Annotated in this window: 11 protein-coding genes; 9 read left to right on the forward strand and 2 right to left on the reverse strand. The window is 64.7% G+C overall.

Annotation, left to right across the window (positions count from 1 at the left end; all coding sequences use genetic code 11):
• From KVG96_RS24265 to KVG96_RS24280, 4 genes are all read left to right on the forward strand, one after another.
• Positions 1–879, forward strand: a complete 879-nt coding sequence (locus KVG96_RS24265; RefSeq protein WP_217894327.1) for an endonuclease/exonuclease/phosphatase family protein — start codon at positions 1–3, stop codon at positions 877–879.
• Positions 876–2,987, forward strand: coding sequence for a GGDEF domain-containing protein (locus KVG96_RS24270; protein ID WP_217894328.1), 2,112 nt, complete (start codon positions 876–878; stop codon positions 2,985–2,987). Before KVG96_RS24265 ends, KVG96_RS24270 begins: the two co-directional genes overlap by 4 nt.
• Before the next feature lie 102 nt (positions 2,988–3,089).
• Positions 3,090–3,869 (forward strand): N-acetylmuramoyl-L-alanine amidase, encoded by a 780-nt coding sequence (locus KVG96_RS24275; RefSeq protein ID WP_217894329.1) that lies wholly within the window; start codon positions 3,090–3,092, stop codon positions 3,867–3,869.
• Positions 3,870–3,941: 72 nt separating this feature from the next.
• Positions 3,942–5,558, forward strand: a complete 1,617-nt coding sequence (locus KVG96_RS24280) for an EAL domain-containing protein (RefSeq protein ID WP_085579375.1) — start codon at positions 3,942–3,944, stop codon at positions 5,556–5,558.
• Here KVG96_RS24280 and KVG96_RS24285 read toward each other — a convergent pair.
• Together KVG96_RS24285 and algB are read right to left on the reverse strand one after the other, a co-directional pair.
• Positions 5,555–7,336, reverse strand: a complete 1,782-nt coding sequence (locus KVG96_RS24285) for a KinB sensor domain-containing domain (protein ID WP_217894330.1) — start codon at positions 7,334–7,336, stop codon at positions 5,555–5,557. The two genes, KVG96_RS24280 and KVG96_RS24285, sit on opposite strands and share 4 nt — an antisense overlap.
• A 10-nt stretch (positions 7,337–7,346) precedes the next feature.
• Positions 7,347–8,693 (reverse strand): sigma-54-dependent response regulator transcription factor AlgB, encoded by a 1,347-nt coding sequence (gene algB, locus KVG96_RS24290; protein ID WP_217894331.1) that lies wholly within the window; start codon positions 8,691–8,693, stop codon positions 7,347–7,349.
• Positions 8,694–9,120: 427 nt separating this feature from the next.
• Between algB and KVG96_RS24295 the strand changes: the two genes are divergently transcribed.
• From KVG96_RS24295 to KVG96_RS24315, 5 genes are all read left to right on the forward strand, one after another.
• A complete protein-coding gene (locus KVG96_RS24295; RefSeq protein WP_217894332.1) occupies positions 9,121–9,405 on the forward strand; it encodes a hypothetical protein in 285 nt (94 codons plus the stop codon).
• A gap of 64 nt (positions 9,406–9,469) precedes the next feature.
• Positions 9,470–9,634: a DUF1328 domain-containing protein gene (locus KVG96_RS24300; protein ID WP_085579366.1), complete on the forward strand. Its 165-nt coding sequence runs from the start codon at positions 9,470–9,472 to the stop codon at positions 9,632–9,634.
• Between the two features lie 2 nt (positions 9,635–9,636).
• Positions 9,637–10,101, forward strand: a complete 465-nt coding sequence (locus tag KVG96_RS24305; protein WP_217894333.1) for an inhibitor of vertebrate lysozyme family protein — start codon at positions 9,637–9,639, stop codon at positions 10,099–10,101.
• Between the two features lie 695 nt (positions 10,102–10,796).
• Complete coding sequence (gene gltP, locus KVG96_RS24310; protein ID WP_085579362.1) at positions 10,797–12,128, forward strand: glutamate/aspartate:proton symporter GltP; 1,332 nt, start codon at positions 10,797–10,799, stop codon at positions 12,126–12,128.
• Positions 12,129–12,245: 117 nt separating this feature from the next.
• Complete coding sequence (locus KVG96_RS24315) at positions 12,246–13,475, forward strand: nucleoside recognition domain-containing protein (RefSeq protein WP_217894334.1); 1,230 nt, start codon at positions 12,246–12,248, stop codon at positions 13,473–13,475.
• Positions 13,476–13,494 lie beyond the last annotated feature (19 nt).

Genomic DNA, 13,494 nt, shown 5'->3' on the forward strand with positions numbered 1-13,494 from the left:
ATGCGCCGCTGGAGAGCCGAACGCCTCGTCGGCCTGCATGATCCGCAGGTCAACGAGCATCACCTGGAGTCCACGGGCCTGCCCGCAGACAGCCGTCTGCGCTTGCTCAGCTTCAACATCCAGGTCGGCATCTCCACCGAGCGCTACCGGCACTACCTGACCCGCAGCTGGCAGCACCTGCTGCCGCACACCGGGCGCTCCGGCAACCTGCAGAAGATCGGCAGCCTGCTCGGCGATTTCGACCTGGTGGCCCTGCAGGAAGCCGACGGCGGCAGCCTGCGGTCGGGCTACGTCAATCAGGTCGAGCACCTCGCCCAGCTCGGCGCCTTCCCTTACTGGTACCAACAGCTCAACCGCAACCTCGGCCGCCTGGCCCAGCACAGCAATGGCGTGCTCAGCCGCCTGCGGCCGTGGGCGATCGAAGACCATCCGCTGCCGGGCCCCAAGGGCCGCGGCGCCATCCTGCTGCGCTTCGGCGAAGGCGCGGAGGCGCTGGTGGTGGTGATGATGCACCTGGCCCTCGGTCCCCGCGCACGCACGCTGCAACTGGCGTACATCCGCGACCTGATCGGCGACTACAAGCACCAGGTGCTGATGGGCGACATGAACACCCACGCCAGCGACCTGCTGCAGCACTCTCCGCTGCGCGACCTCGGCCTGCTGGCCCCGCAGCTCGAAGCGACATTCCCCAGCTGGCGCCCCCAGCGCTGCCTGGACCATATCCTGCTCAGCCCGACCCTGACCCTGGAAAAGGTCGAAGTGCTGCCGCAACCGATTTCCGATCACCTGCCGGTCGCGGTAGAGATTCGTCTGCCGGGTTCGCTCACGGCCGATGCATTGCCCGCGTTGAGTCCTGCCCTTCGCGGAAGCCCTGAATGAGCGACGAAGCCCAGCGCTGGAAAGAGAAGTACCTCAAAAGCATCGAACAGCAGGAAAAGCTCGAACGTCGTTGGGACGCCCGGCTCGACCTGCTGCGCCGTGGCCTGGTGCGCAGCACCCTGGCCGCCGAAGGCACCGACCGGGTGGTCGACCAATGCATGAAAGAGATGCGCGACGTGGTGCGCACCGACGACATGGACGCCGGCCTCGCCGCCCTGCTGCCGCGCCTGGAAAAGGCCGTACTCGACTCCGAGCAACGCCGGGAGACGCGGATCAACCAGGTCAGCACCGCGCTGAATGCGCTGGTCACCCAGTTGCAGGCCTTGCCGCTGCCGCGGGAAGTCGCCCGGCCGCTGAAGAAGTTCGCCAAGCAGCTCGACGACCGCGTCGGCCAGGCCCGGGAAATGCCGCTGCTGCTCAGCGAACTCAGCGGCCTGCAGGGCAAGGCCCTGAGCCAGCTGGAGACGCCGGCGGAGCCGGGCCGGCCCGGACTGCTGCAACGCCTGTTCGGCAACCGCGACAACGACGAGCAGCCAGAGCCGGCACCGCCAATGCCGGCGGCTCCCGCTGCCGAACACACCGAGCCGCCGCACGCCCCGCCGGCCGACCTGCGACAAGAGACTGCCCCGAGCGCAGTCGCCGAACCCGAAGAGACCGCACCCGCCGGCCACCTGCCAGGGGCAAGCCTCGCCACCGAAGCGGCAGCGCCCGCACCGTTACCGAGCCCGGCCAGCTTGCCGGAGCCGGAGCCGGAGCCGGAGCCGGAAGTATTCGCCTTCACGTCGCAGGCTCCTGTCGCCGAACGCACGCCACAGGATCCCGTCGCGACGGTCATCGAAGCGGCCCCCCCCGAACCGGTTCCGGTTCCGGTTGCGCCTGCGCCTGCGCCTGCGCCAGTCGCGGTCAACCCGGACGAGCTGATCCACCCCGGCGAAAACACCGCCGCGATGATCCTCGACAGCCTGCCTCTGCCCGAGCCCATCGCCCTGGCATTGGCGGCCATCGACCCCGAACAGGCCGAGCACGACATCCTCTACGCCCTGCCGGATTCCCCTGAGCCGTCCTACAGCTCGGTGGCCCGCCACATCGAAGACACCCTGATCGGTCTGCTGGACGACCTGACGCTGCCCGAACGCCACCGCCCGCAAGCCGAGGCGATGCGCGACCGGTTGAAGAACGGCTTGAACTGGTACGAACTGCTGCCGATCCTCGACGATCTGGCGACGTTGATGCTGGCCATCACCGACAGCGGTCAGCACGAATTCGAGGTGTACCTGCAACAGCTCAACGAACGCCTCGAAGCGTTCCAGAGCAACCTCAAGGCCGCCAGCGAGGGGCACGCCGACAACAGCTCCGCCGCCCGGGCCATGGACACGCAGATCCGTGAACAGGTCGACGGCCTGCAGAACAGCGTGCAGGAAGCCGCCGACCTGGACGACCTCAAGCAAGTGCTGGAAAACCACCTGGAAGGCCTGCTGGGCACCATGGACCAGCACCAGAAGCAGCGCGACGCCCGTGAACAGGAAGTCGCCGCACGCCTCAAGAGCCTGGCCGAGCGCGTGGCCCACATGGAGCAGGAAGCGCTCGGCTACCGCGAGCACCTCGAGGAGCAACGCCAGAAGGCCCTGATCGATCCCCTCACCGGCCTGCCCAACCGCGCTGCCTGGAGCGAGCGGCTCGAGCAGGAAATGACCCAGTGGCAGCAACACGGCAACACCTTGAGCCTGGCCATGCTTGACCTCGACCACTTCAAGCGGATCAACGACAACTACGGCCACCTGGCCGGCGACAAGGTGCTGAAGATCATCGCCACGGTGCTGCGCAAACGCCTGCGCGGCACCGATTTCATCGCCCGTTTCGGCGGCGAGGAGTTTGTCCTGCTGCTGCCGGCCACCACCCCGGCGGTCGGTGTGCGGTTGCTGGAGACCTTGCGCGCGGCCATCGAGGCTTGCCCGTTCCACTTCAAGGGGGAGCGGGTCACGATCACCATTTCGATGGGATTGGCGGCGTTCCGGCCTGGAGAACGCAGCGATCAGGTGCTCAAAAGAGCCGATCAGGCGCTGTATCGGGCAAAAAACGCCGGGCGCAACCGGGTGGAGGCCGGCTGAGGGCAATTGTTCCATTTTGTTTAAATCGGGCCGATGGCCGTCTCCGGGCCGGGCAGTACGTTACACTGTTGCATTATTGTCTTGCGTGTACTGCCCTCTACCATGAAATTCCTTGCCCTCATCGTATCGCTGCTCGTGCTGGCCGGTTGCGCCAGCGGCCCGCGATTCGACACCAGCCACCCTTCGGCCAACCACGACAGCCGCATCCAGTACGTGGTGGTGCACTACACCACCGCCTCGCTGGAGCGCTCGCTGCAACTGCTGACCCACGGCGAAGTCAGCAGCCATTACCTGATCGGCGACGACAAGAACGCGACCATCTACAAACTGATGGATGAAAACCTGCGCGCCTGGCACGCCGGCGAAAGCGAGTGGCAAGGGCGCACCTGGCTGAACTCCAGCTCCATCGGCATCGAAATCGTCAACCCCGGCTTCCGGGACACCCCGAACGGCCGCGTGTGGTATCCGTACAGCGAAGCCCAGGTGCAGTCGCTGATCGTGCTGCTCAAGGACATCAGCCAACGCAACGGCATCAGCCCGCGCCACATCATCGGCCACAGCGACATCGCGCCGCTGCGCAAGCTCGATCCGGGCCCGCTCTTCCCCTGGAAGCGCTTGGCCGCCGAAGGCTTGGGCCTGTGGCCGAACGAACAGGCGGTCGCCCGGCGGCAGGCGCAGTTCGATGCGCAACTGCCGGACATCGGCTGGTTCCAGATGCAATTGGCGCGGCTGGGTTACGCCACCCCGCAGACCGGCGAGCTGGATGTGGCGACCCGCCACGTGCTCGCGGCGTTCCAGATGCATTACCGCCCTTCGCGCTTCGACGGCACGCCGGACGCGCAAACGGCAGCGTTGCTGGTGGTGCTGAACCAGACAAAATAATGACGCCCGCCCGACGGTCAGGGCGAAATCGCAATCAGCAGCTATAACTCATTGGTAATTCTTCGGATATCCATGATGGTAGCTACCCGAGAGACGTTGCGTGGCTGGTTTTATCGCCCGTGGTTTTTGGCGATGCTCGCGGCTGTCCTCAGTGCGAGCCTGCTGATCACCGGCGGGCTGTTCGTGGCGGTGCGCCAGGTCGAACAGAACGAAAGCCAGGAGATGAACGCCCAGGGCGCACGCTTCCTCGCCCGCCTCGAGCAACTGTTCGGCCAGCTGCGCGAAAGCCTCGACGACCTGGAGGCCCAACCCCTGCGCAGCTGCGACGAGGAAATGATCGCCACCCTGCAGCAGGTCACGTTCAATTACCGCTTCGTCTACGAAGCCGCCTACATGGACGCTTCGCGGATCTGCTCCAACCGTCCGCGCCAAGATGCCTTGTCGGTGGTGCGCCCGCCGGACATCAAGGGCCCGACCTACAGCTACTGGCTCAACACCACCACCGAACCCGACGAAAACCGCGCCGCCCTGATGCTCGGCCGCGGCAACTTCCGCGTGGCCACCTCCCGCGGGCACCTGACCGACATGGTCGACCTCTCGCCCGGCAGCAGCCTGCTGGTGGTGCTCGATCACGGGTCGCGGGCGATTCCGGTGCTCGGCGTGCCGCAGGCCTGGCCGCCCACCGACCACTGGCCGCCGAAGAACCCGGACGCGCTGCAGGTGACCCAGACGCGCCTGATCTACCGCATGCCCACCGACAACCCGGAGTACCAACTGGTGCTGATCACCCCGCGCACCGGCATGCACATCCCGGAGCTCTGGTGGTGGATGGTGCCGCTGTGCCTGATGCTCGGCGCCTTCGTCGGCCTGCTGGTGTTCTGGCTGGTGCGCCAGCGGCAGTCGCTGGACGCCGAGCTGCACGGCGCGATCCGCCGGGGCGAGCTGCAGGTGCTGTACCAGCCGATCTTCGACCTCGACAGCCGCAACTGCGTCGGCGCCGAAGCCCTGCTGCGCTGGCGTCGGCCGGACGGCACGCTGACCAGCCCCGACCTGTTCATCCCGATGGCTGAGAACACCGGGCAGATCCGGCAGATGACCGACTTCGTCCTGCAGCGCCTGCTGGAGCAGTTGGGCCAGTTGCTGCGGGCCAATCCGCAGCTGTACATCTCGGTGAACCTGGCGGCCTGCGACGTGATGGTGCCGCGCATCGGCCAGGTCATGGCCCGGCTGCTGGCCCTGCACCGGGTCGCGGCGCGGCAGATCGCGTTCGAGGTCACCGAACGCGGCCTGATCGACGTGGTGGTGGCGCGGGAGAACCTGCAAGCGTTGCGCGACGTCGGGCACCAAGTGCTGATCGACGATTTCGGCACCGGCTATTGCAGTCTCGCCTACCTGCAGACCCTGCCGGTGGATTGCCTGAAGATCGACAAGGCGTTCATCGATGCCCTCGGCCACGATGCCGCCAGCAGCGGGGTCGCGCCGCACATCATCCATATGGCGCAGGCGCTGGATCTGAAGGTGATCGCCGAGGGCATCGAGCTCGAGTCCCAGGCGGCGCTGCTCAGCAGCGAAGGCGTGAAGTTCGGCCAGGGCTGGCTGTTCGCCCATGCCCTGAGCGCGGTGCAGTTCATCGAGCTGATCACCCGCGGCCGGCGCCTGGCCGGGCGCCGGATCGACGACGAAGCCTAGACCGCCAACGCCATGTAGAACTGCGTGCCCTGCCCCGGCCGCGAATAGACGCCCATCCGGCCGCCATGCAACTGGACGATTTCCTTGCACAGCGCCAGGCCCAGCCCCGCGCCGCCCTTCTTGCGCCCGACCTGGACGAACGGTTCGAAGATCCGTCCCTGCTGACCGTAGGCGATGCCTTCGCCGTTGTCCTCGACGCTGATGATCACCCGCTCGCCGTGGCGACGGGCCTGGAGGCGGATCAAGCCGTCGCGGGCGGTGTGGCGCAAGGCGTTGTCGATCAGGTTGTCCAGCACCCGATCCAGCTGCGCCTGGTCGGCCTGCAACCGCGGCAACGGCTCCTGCACCTCGACGCTCAGGGTCACGCCTTTCTCGGCCGCCGCGCCGGCAAAACGCGATTGCGCCTGCTCCAGCAGATCCCCGATCGAGCACGGCGCCAGCGACAGCTTCTGCAAACCGCTCTGGTAGCGCGAGAAGTTGAGCAGGTCGTTGATCAGTTGCATCAGGCGCTGCATTTCTTCGTTGACCGTGTCCAGCAGGTCGGATTCCCGGGAATCCTCGGCGAACTTCGCCCGCTCGCGGAACAGGCCGAACGCCATGTGCATGCCGGTGACCGGCGTGCGCAGCTCATGGGACGCGCGCAGGACGAATTCACTGCGGACCCGTTCGAACGCACGCTGCTCGGTCACATCGTGCAGCACCATCACCGCCCCGAGGATATGGCCCTGGGTGTGGCTGACCGGGGTCAGGCTGAACGTCAGCAGCCGCGCTTCGCCATCGACTTCGACGCTCAGATCCTCCGGCGCGCGCTCCAGCGTGCCGCCCCGCAGTACCGATTGCAGCTGGACATCCAGCTCCGGCCGCCCCAGCGCCGCGCCCAATCCTTGCCCGCAGCGGTCGCTGTCCCAGCCCAACTGCCGCTGGGCCACCGGGTTGAGGTGTTCCAGGTGCCCTTCGCGGTCGATCATCAGCAGGCCGTCATCGATGCTGTCGAGCACCGCCTGCAAGCGCTGCTGGCCGGCCAGCAGCTCGTCGACGTTGGTGGCCTGGTGCTCGCGCAGGGCTTCGGCCATCAGGCCGAAACGCCGTGTCAGCTGGTTCATTTCCAGGGCGGGGGAAATCGGCAGGGTTACCTCGAAATTGCCTTGGCCGATGCTGTCGGCCGCTTTGGCCAGGGCCTCGATGGGGGCGCCGAAACGCCGGGCGATCCCGTGGGCGGTGATGAAGCCGATGATCAGCACCGCCAGGCCCACCAGCCCGAGCAGGCCGGCGATCAGCAGCGCCCGTTGGCGGGCGTCCTGCTGCACCGAATTGATACTGTCGAGGGCGCGCTTGTGTTCGGTGACCAAACCGTTGCGCAGGGTGTTGAATCGTTCGCGCAACTCGCCGCTGTCGCTCAAGGAGGTGGCCGACCGGTCATATACCTCCATGAAGCGCCGGTAATCGTCCTTGGCCTGTTTGAAGCCGTACGCGTTGTCATCGCCTTGAGCTTCGTGGGCGATGCCCTCCTCCAGCAGATCGCGGTAATGCTGCCGCGAGGCTTCGAACGCCACAGGGTCGGGCTTTGCCGACAGCATCATGATCAATTGGTCGCCCAGGGTCTGGCGCAGCTTGAGCCCCAGGTCGAGAGTGACAAAATTGTTGCGCACCAGCGCTTCCTGGCTGCCGGCCATCTGCATCACGCTGACCAGGCCCAGCAGCAAACCCAGCAAGGCCACGGTGATCAGCGCGGAAATGCTCAGGAACAACCGGGTACGCAACTTCATCGCCAGCTTCATCGTCACCTGCTCACAGGTTGTATTGCTTGCGCTTGCGGTACAGGGTCGAGGCGTCGATGCCCAGCGTCTTGGCCGCCTGGTCGAGGGTGCCGGCGGTGGCCAGCACCGCGCCGATGTGGGCCCGCTCCAGTTCGTCGAGGCTCAGGGCGGCGCCGATCCGCGGCGTATTGGCGGCCGGTTGCTCGGCCATGCCCAGGTGGCTGATTTCGACCCGCTCCTGCGGGCAGATGATGCTGGCGCGCTCGACCACGTTGCGCAGCTCCCGGATGTTGCCCGGCCAGCGGTAGCCGAGCATCGCCTCGCGGGCCTCGTCGCTGAACACCCGGGCCGGGCGCGCGTATTCCTTGACGAAGCGGGCCAGGAAGCGTTCGGCCAGGGTGAGGATGTCTTCGCTGCGCTCACGCAGGGGCGGCAGGTGCAGGGTGATGACGTTGAGGCGGTACAGAAGGTCTTCGCGAAAGCGCCCGTCGCGCACCATGTCCTCCAGGTTGAGGTTGGTGGCCGCGAGGATCCGCACATCGGCCCGGCGGGTGACCGGGTCGCCCACCCGCTCGTATTCCTTGTCTTGAATGAAACGCAGCAGTTTCGGTTGCAGGGTCAGGGGAAAATCGCCGATCTCGTCGAGAAACAGCGTGCCGCCGTCGGCCTGGTTGACCCGCCCGAGCGTGCTTTCGCTGGCGCCGGTGAACGCGCCGCGGCTGTGCCCGAACAGTTCGCTTTCCATCAGTTCGGCGTTCAGCGACGGGCAGTTGACCGTGACGCAGGACTTCTTCTCGCGCTTGCTCCAGCCATGGATGGCCCGGGCCAGCTCGCCCTTGCCGGTGCCGGACTCGCCCAGGATCAGGATGTTGGCATCGGTGCCCGCCACTTGGCGCGCGGTCTCCAGCACGACTTTCATCGCCGGGCTGTGGGAATCGAGGCCGTCCTTCGGCTGGCGGATTTCGCCTTCGAGGGCTTCCAGGCGCGCCGAGAGCCGGCGCACCTCCAGTTGCTTGGCCGTGGCCAGGCGCAGCTGGTCGGGGCTGCACGGCTTGACCAGGTAATCGGCGGCGCCGGCCTGGATCGCATCCACCGCCGTGTCGACCGCCGAATGGGCGGTGACGATCACCACCCGCATCCACGGCGCCTGAACGCGCATTTGCGCCAGGACGTCCAGACCGTTGTCTTCGCCCAGGCGCAGATCCAGAAAGCACAAGTCGAACACCTGACGCTGCAGCAGCGCATCGGCCTGGGCGGCGCTGGTGGCGGTGGCCACCGTATAGCCCTCGTCTTCCAGGCAATAGCGGAAGGTTCGCAGGATGGCGGATTCATCGTCCACCAGCAGAATGCGGCCTTGATGCTCAGTGGCTGATTCCATTTTTCCTACGCTCCATAAGTGAATGTCTTGGTTTAGTCCCGGAAAAATCGGGCAAGTTGCATGGTCGATTCTGATCGATTCCAGTCATGGCAGGGTAGCTCCCTCCTGCCCGTACGGCTAATCCGCTGATTTCTCTGGCTTTTGCGGCCGATGGCGGTTTTCGCCATCACCCCTCGCCTCATTTCTGACATCCGTGCCCTGTCATCCATTCAAAAAGAATGAAATGTCTGTCGGAGCGGTCGTGCAATTCGCACGACGGTGACAGGCGGCATCGTGCAGGATGCGTCGTCATTTGCCTTGATTGATTTCATAACTTATTGTTTTTGTTGACTATTTTCGATCAAAAAAACTGGCATGCGCTCTGCAAAGACTCTCTCAGACCGGGCAGACATCGATCGCCCCAACGAATAAGAGTGAGGACACCAGGATGACTCGCCCAAGCGCCACCGCCGCCCGCCTCTCGTCCCTGCACATCCAGCAAGGCCTGTTCGGCCTGCTCGCGCTGCTGGTCACCCTGATCGCGTGCCAGCAATACCTGCGCTGGGAACAGAGCCAGGTGCCTGAACCCCTGATCTCGATCCAGCACCCCGTGCAGACCCATTTCAGCGCGGCCGCCGGCCGCCAGGCCGAGGACGTCGCGCTGCGCATGGTCGACGTCGACCAGCCGCAACCGCTGGATCAGGCGCCCCGCGAAGAACGCTGGATCTTTTGAATGAATCTGGGCGTCGAACGCCGAGACGGGCAACACCCTTAAAACAGAAGTGAGGAGAATCATCATGTTGAGCTGGGCAATCACCTTCCTGATCATTGCCATCATCGCCGCCGTGCTGGGCTTCGGTGGTATCGCGGGCACTGCCACGGGCATCGCCAAGATTCTCTTTGTCGTGTTCCTGGTGATGTTCATCGCTTCCTTTATCTTCGGCCGCCGCGGCCGAGGCTGACCATGAGCGTCGTGAAGACACTGGCGGCCGCCCTGCTCATGGGCGGCTGCGCCATGGCGATGGCGGCCAATGATGGCCAGACGCGCGTCAACGAGCTGCTCAATGCTGACCCGCAATACCGGGACACCTGGCAAAAAGTGGTGAAGAAAGAAGAACGCCTGCCGGAATGGGTGATGAACCTGTCCGGAGCGCCGCAGCAGCAGATGAATGCCGTCGAAGAGGACGGTGACCAGTATCTGGTGGGGCCGCTGTGCGAGACCGGGCAGACCTGCCTGAACCACCGCCTGATCGTCGCCTTCAGCTTCGACAAGAAGCATGCCTACGCCCTGCTGGTCGATGTGCCGGAAGGGCTGCCGGCGGACAAGTCGCCGACGCGGCATGCCACGTACCGATTCCTCGGCAAGCCCGATGAAGGCATGCAGGGACTGCTGACCGAAACGCTGAAGAAGGATCCGAACTGGTATTGAACATGGGGGCAGCGCCAGGCTGCCCTTCATTGCGCCCGCCCGAGGAAGGCCGGCGCATGGCCAAGGGGCCGGGACGTTCTGACCGCTTCAGGGTCGGAGTGACCTACGGGTACAGGGAGTGCCTGCGATGAGGGCCGGGCCAGGGCAATGAAGCTGCGCGCAAGTTCGCCGGTCCGTCCAGGGTCCGACGGACTTGCCGAAAGCTTCGATCGCGCCAAACGTTGATCTAGAGCGTCCTGCTCACTGTTGAATCGTTCAGACTGTGGCGAAAACCGTTTCGCGGTGTTTCGCGGCGACCGTATATCGAGAAAGAACCCGATTTCATGTCGGGCCTTTTCGTTCTCCGTTGTAGGTTTTTTCCCAAATTTTCTTCCGATTCAGGACACCGAAAAAACAAGCCAGCTACGCTGAAATGGCCGGTTCACGGCACTTATGCCTGCCTGAATGTCGCAATCGAACCGCTTGGGACGCCAGTTTCAATTGAAAAAACTCATGCCGATTCGGCATAGGGTAGTCGCTTACGGCATTAGACGGCGCAACCCCGCATCGGAATAGTTGCGCCTTTTTTCGCCTGCCGGAGAGCGTAAACACGCGCTCCGGAGCACCTTATACGGAGGCAGATGCACAGACTTTTGCGCCGAGCGCGTTCCAGTTCCTGCATGTGCCTGAGTCAAACGCAAGTAAGGGTAAAAATAATGAAGAAGGCAAAGCTCAGCCTCGCCTGGCAAATCCTGATCGGTCTCGTATTGGGGATTGCGATTGGCGCGTTGCTCAACCACTTCAGCGCCGAAAAGGCCTGGTGGATCAGCAACGTCCTGCAACCGGCAGGCGATATCTTTATCCGTCTGATCAAGATGATCGTGATCCCGATCGTCATTTCATCCCTTATCGTCGGCATCGCCGGCGTGGGCGACGCCAAGAAGCTCGGGCGCATCGGCCTGAAGACCATCATCTACTTCGAAATCGTCACCACCATCGCCATCGTCGTCGGCCTGCTGCTGGCCAACGTGTTCCATCCGGGCGCCGGCATCGACATGAGCACCCTGGGCACCGTGGACATCTCCAAGTACAAGGCCACTGCCGCCGAAGTACAGCATGAACACGCGTTCATCGAGACCATCCTCAACCTGATCCCGTCGAACATCTTCGCGGCCATGGCCCGCGGCGAGATGCTGCCGATCATCTTCTTCTCCGTGCTGTTCGGCCTCGGTCTGTCGAGCCTGCAGTCGGACCTGCGCGAGCCGCTGGTGAAGATGTTCCAGGGCGTCTCGGAAAGCATGTTCAAAGTCACCCACATGATCATGAACTACGCCCCGATCGGCGTGTTCGCCCTGATAGCGGTGACCGTGGCCAACTTCGGTTTCGCCTCGCTGCTGCCGCTGGCCAAGCTGGTGATCCTGGTTTACGTCGCCATCGCGTTCTTCGGCTTCGTGGTGCTGGGCCTGATCGCTCGCCTGTTCGGTTTCTCGGTGATCAAGCTGATGCGCATCTTCAAGGATGAGCTGGTGCTGGCCTACTCCACCGCTTCGTCCGAAACCGTGCTGCCGCGCGTGATCGAGAAGATGGAAGCCTATGGCGCACCGAAAGCCATCTGCAGCTTCGTGGTGCCGACCGGCTACTCGTTCAACCTCGACGGTTCGACCCTGTACCAAAGCATCGCGGCGATCTTCATCGCCCAGCTGTACGGCATCGACCTGTCGATCAGCCAGCAACTGCTGCTGGTGCTGACCCTGATGGTCACCTCCAAAGGCATCGCCGGCGTGCCGGGCGTGTCGTTCGTGGTGCTGCTGGCCACCCTGGGCAGCGTCGGCATTCCGCTGGAAGGCCTGGCGTTCATCGCCGGCGTCGACCGCATCATGGACATGGCGCGCACCGCCCTGAACGTGATCGGCAATGCCCTGGCCGTACTGGTCATCGCCCGCTGGGAAGGCATGTACGACGATGCCAAGGGTCAGCGCTACTGGAACTCCCTGCCGCACTGGCGCAGCAAGGACAAGGTTCCGGCGGCCCAGGCCACCAAGAACTGACACACGCCCTGCTGGCTCCTGCAGTGGCCGCACAAACAAACCCCGGATCATTTCCGGGGTTTGTCGTTTTCGGCCGCCCCGCTATCATTCGCCGCATCTTCCGGGGGGATTTGACTGATGCTTAACGGCCTGTGGCTTGGCTTCTTCATCGTGGCGGCCGTGTCGGCGCTGGCGCAGTGGCTGGTGGGCGGCAACGCCGGGATCTTCGCGGCGATGGTCGAAAGCATCTTCGCCATGGCCAAGCTGTCGGTCGAGGTCATGGTGCTGCTGTTCGGCACCCTCACCCTGTGGCTGGGCTTCCTGCGCATCGCCGAGAAGGCCGGCATCGTCGAATGGCTGGCCAGGGCCCTGGGCCCGCTGTTCCTGCGACTGATGCCGGAAGTGCCGCCGGGCCATCCGGCCATCGGCCTGATCACCCTCAACTTCGCCGCCAACGGCCTGGGCCTGGACAACGCCGCCACCCCCATCGGCCTCAAGGCCATGAAGGCCCTGCAGGAGCTCAACCCCAGCGCCACCGTGGCCAGCAACGCGCAGATCCTGTTCCTGGTGCTCAACGCCTCGTCCCTGACCCTGCTGCCGGTCACCATCTTCATGTACCGCGCCCAGCAAGGCGCGCCGGATCCGACCCTGGTGTTCCTGCCGATCCTGCTGGCCACCAGTTGCTCGACCATCGTCGGCTTTCTCTCGGTGGCGGTCATGCAGCGCCTGCGCATCTGGGATCCGGTGGTGCTGGCCTACCTGCTGCCCGGCGCACTGATCCTCGGCGGCTTCATGGCATTGCTGGCGACGATGTCCGCCACGGCCTTGGCCGGATTGTCGTCGATCCTCGGCAACCTGACGTTGTTCGGCTTGATCATGCTGTTTCTGGTGATCGGCGCGCTGCGCAAGGTGAAGGTCTACGAAGCGTTCGTCGAAGGGGCCAAAGAGGGCTTCGACGTGGCCAAGAACCTGTTGCCGTACCTGGTGGCCATGCTCTGCGCCATCGGCGTGCTGCGGGCTTCCGGAGCGCTGGACTTCGGCCTCGACGGAATCCGCCATCTGGTGCAGTGGGCCGGCTGGGACACCCGTTTCGTCGATGCGCTGCCGACGGCAATGGTCAAGCCGTTCTCCGGCAGCGCCGCGCGGGCGATGCTGATCGAGACCATGAAGACCTCCGGCGTGGACAGCTTCCCGGCGCTGGTGGCGGCGACGATCCAGGGCAGCACCGAGACCACGTTCTACGTGCTGGCGGTGTACTTCGGCGCGGTGGGCATCCAGCGGGCGCGGCACGCGGTGGGGTGTGCGCTGCTGGCGGAGCTGGCCGGCGTGCTCGGCGCCATCGGCGTGTGCTACTGGTTCTTCGGCTGATCTCCAGCAGGGCTGGCTC

This window comes from Pseudomonas ekonensis (assembly GCF_019145435.1).
In the GTDB taxonomy this organism is placed as follows: Bacteria; Pseudomonadota; Gammaproteobacteria; order Pseudomonadales; family Pseudomonadaceae; genus Aquipseudomonas; species Aquipseudomonas ekonensis.

Coding starts and splice junctions, on each gene's coding strand:
- KVG96_RS24265 (WP_217894327.1), top strand. CDS start 1: ATGCGCCGCTGGAGAGCCGAACGCCTCGTCGGCCTGCATGATCCGCAG.
- KVG96_RS24270 (WP_217894328.1), top strand. CDS start 876: ATGAGCGACGAAGCCCAGCGCTGGAAAGAGAAGTACCTCAAAAGCATC.
- KVG96_RS24275 (WP_217894329.1), top strand. CDS start 3,090: ATGAAATTCCTTGCCCTCATCGTATCGCTGCTCGTGCTGGCCGGTTGC.
- KVG96_RS24280 (WP_085579375.1), top strand. CDS start 3,942: ATGATGGTAGCTACCCGAGAGACGTTGCGTGGCTGGTTTTATCGCCCG.
- KVG96_RS24285 (WP_217894330.1), bottom strand. CDS start 7,336: ATGAAGCTGGCGATGAAGTTGCGTACCCGGTTGTTCCTGAGCATTTCC.
- algB (WP_217894331.1), bottom strand. CDS start 8,693: ATGGAATCAGCCACTGAGCATCAAGGCCGCATTCTGCTGGTGGACGAT.
- KVG96_RS24295 (WP_217894332.1), top strand. CDS start 9,121: ATGACTCGCCCAAGCGCCACCGCCGCCCGCCTCTCGTCCCTGCACATC.
- KVG96_RS24300 (WP_085579366.1), top strand. CDS start 9,470: ATGTTGAGCTGGGCAATCACCTTCCTGATCATTGCCATCATCGCCGCC.
- KVG96_RS24305 (WP_217894333.1), top strand. CDS start 9,637: ATGAGCGTCGTGAAGACACTGGCGGCCGCCCTGCTCATGGGCGGCTGC.
- gltP (WP_085579362.1), top strand. CDS start 10,797: ATGAAGAAGGCAAAGCTCAGCCTCGCCTGGCAAATCCTGATCGGTCTC.
- KVG96_RS24315 (WP_217894334.1), top strand. CDS start 12,246: ATGCTTAACGGCCTGTGGCTTGGCTTCTTCATCGTGGCGGCCGTGTCG.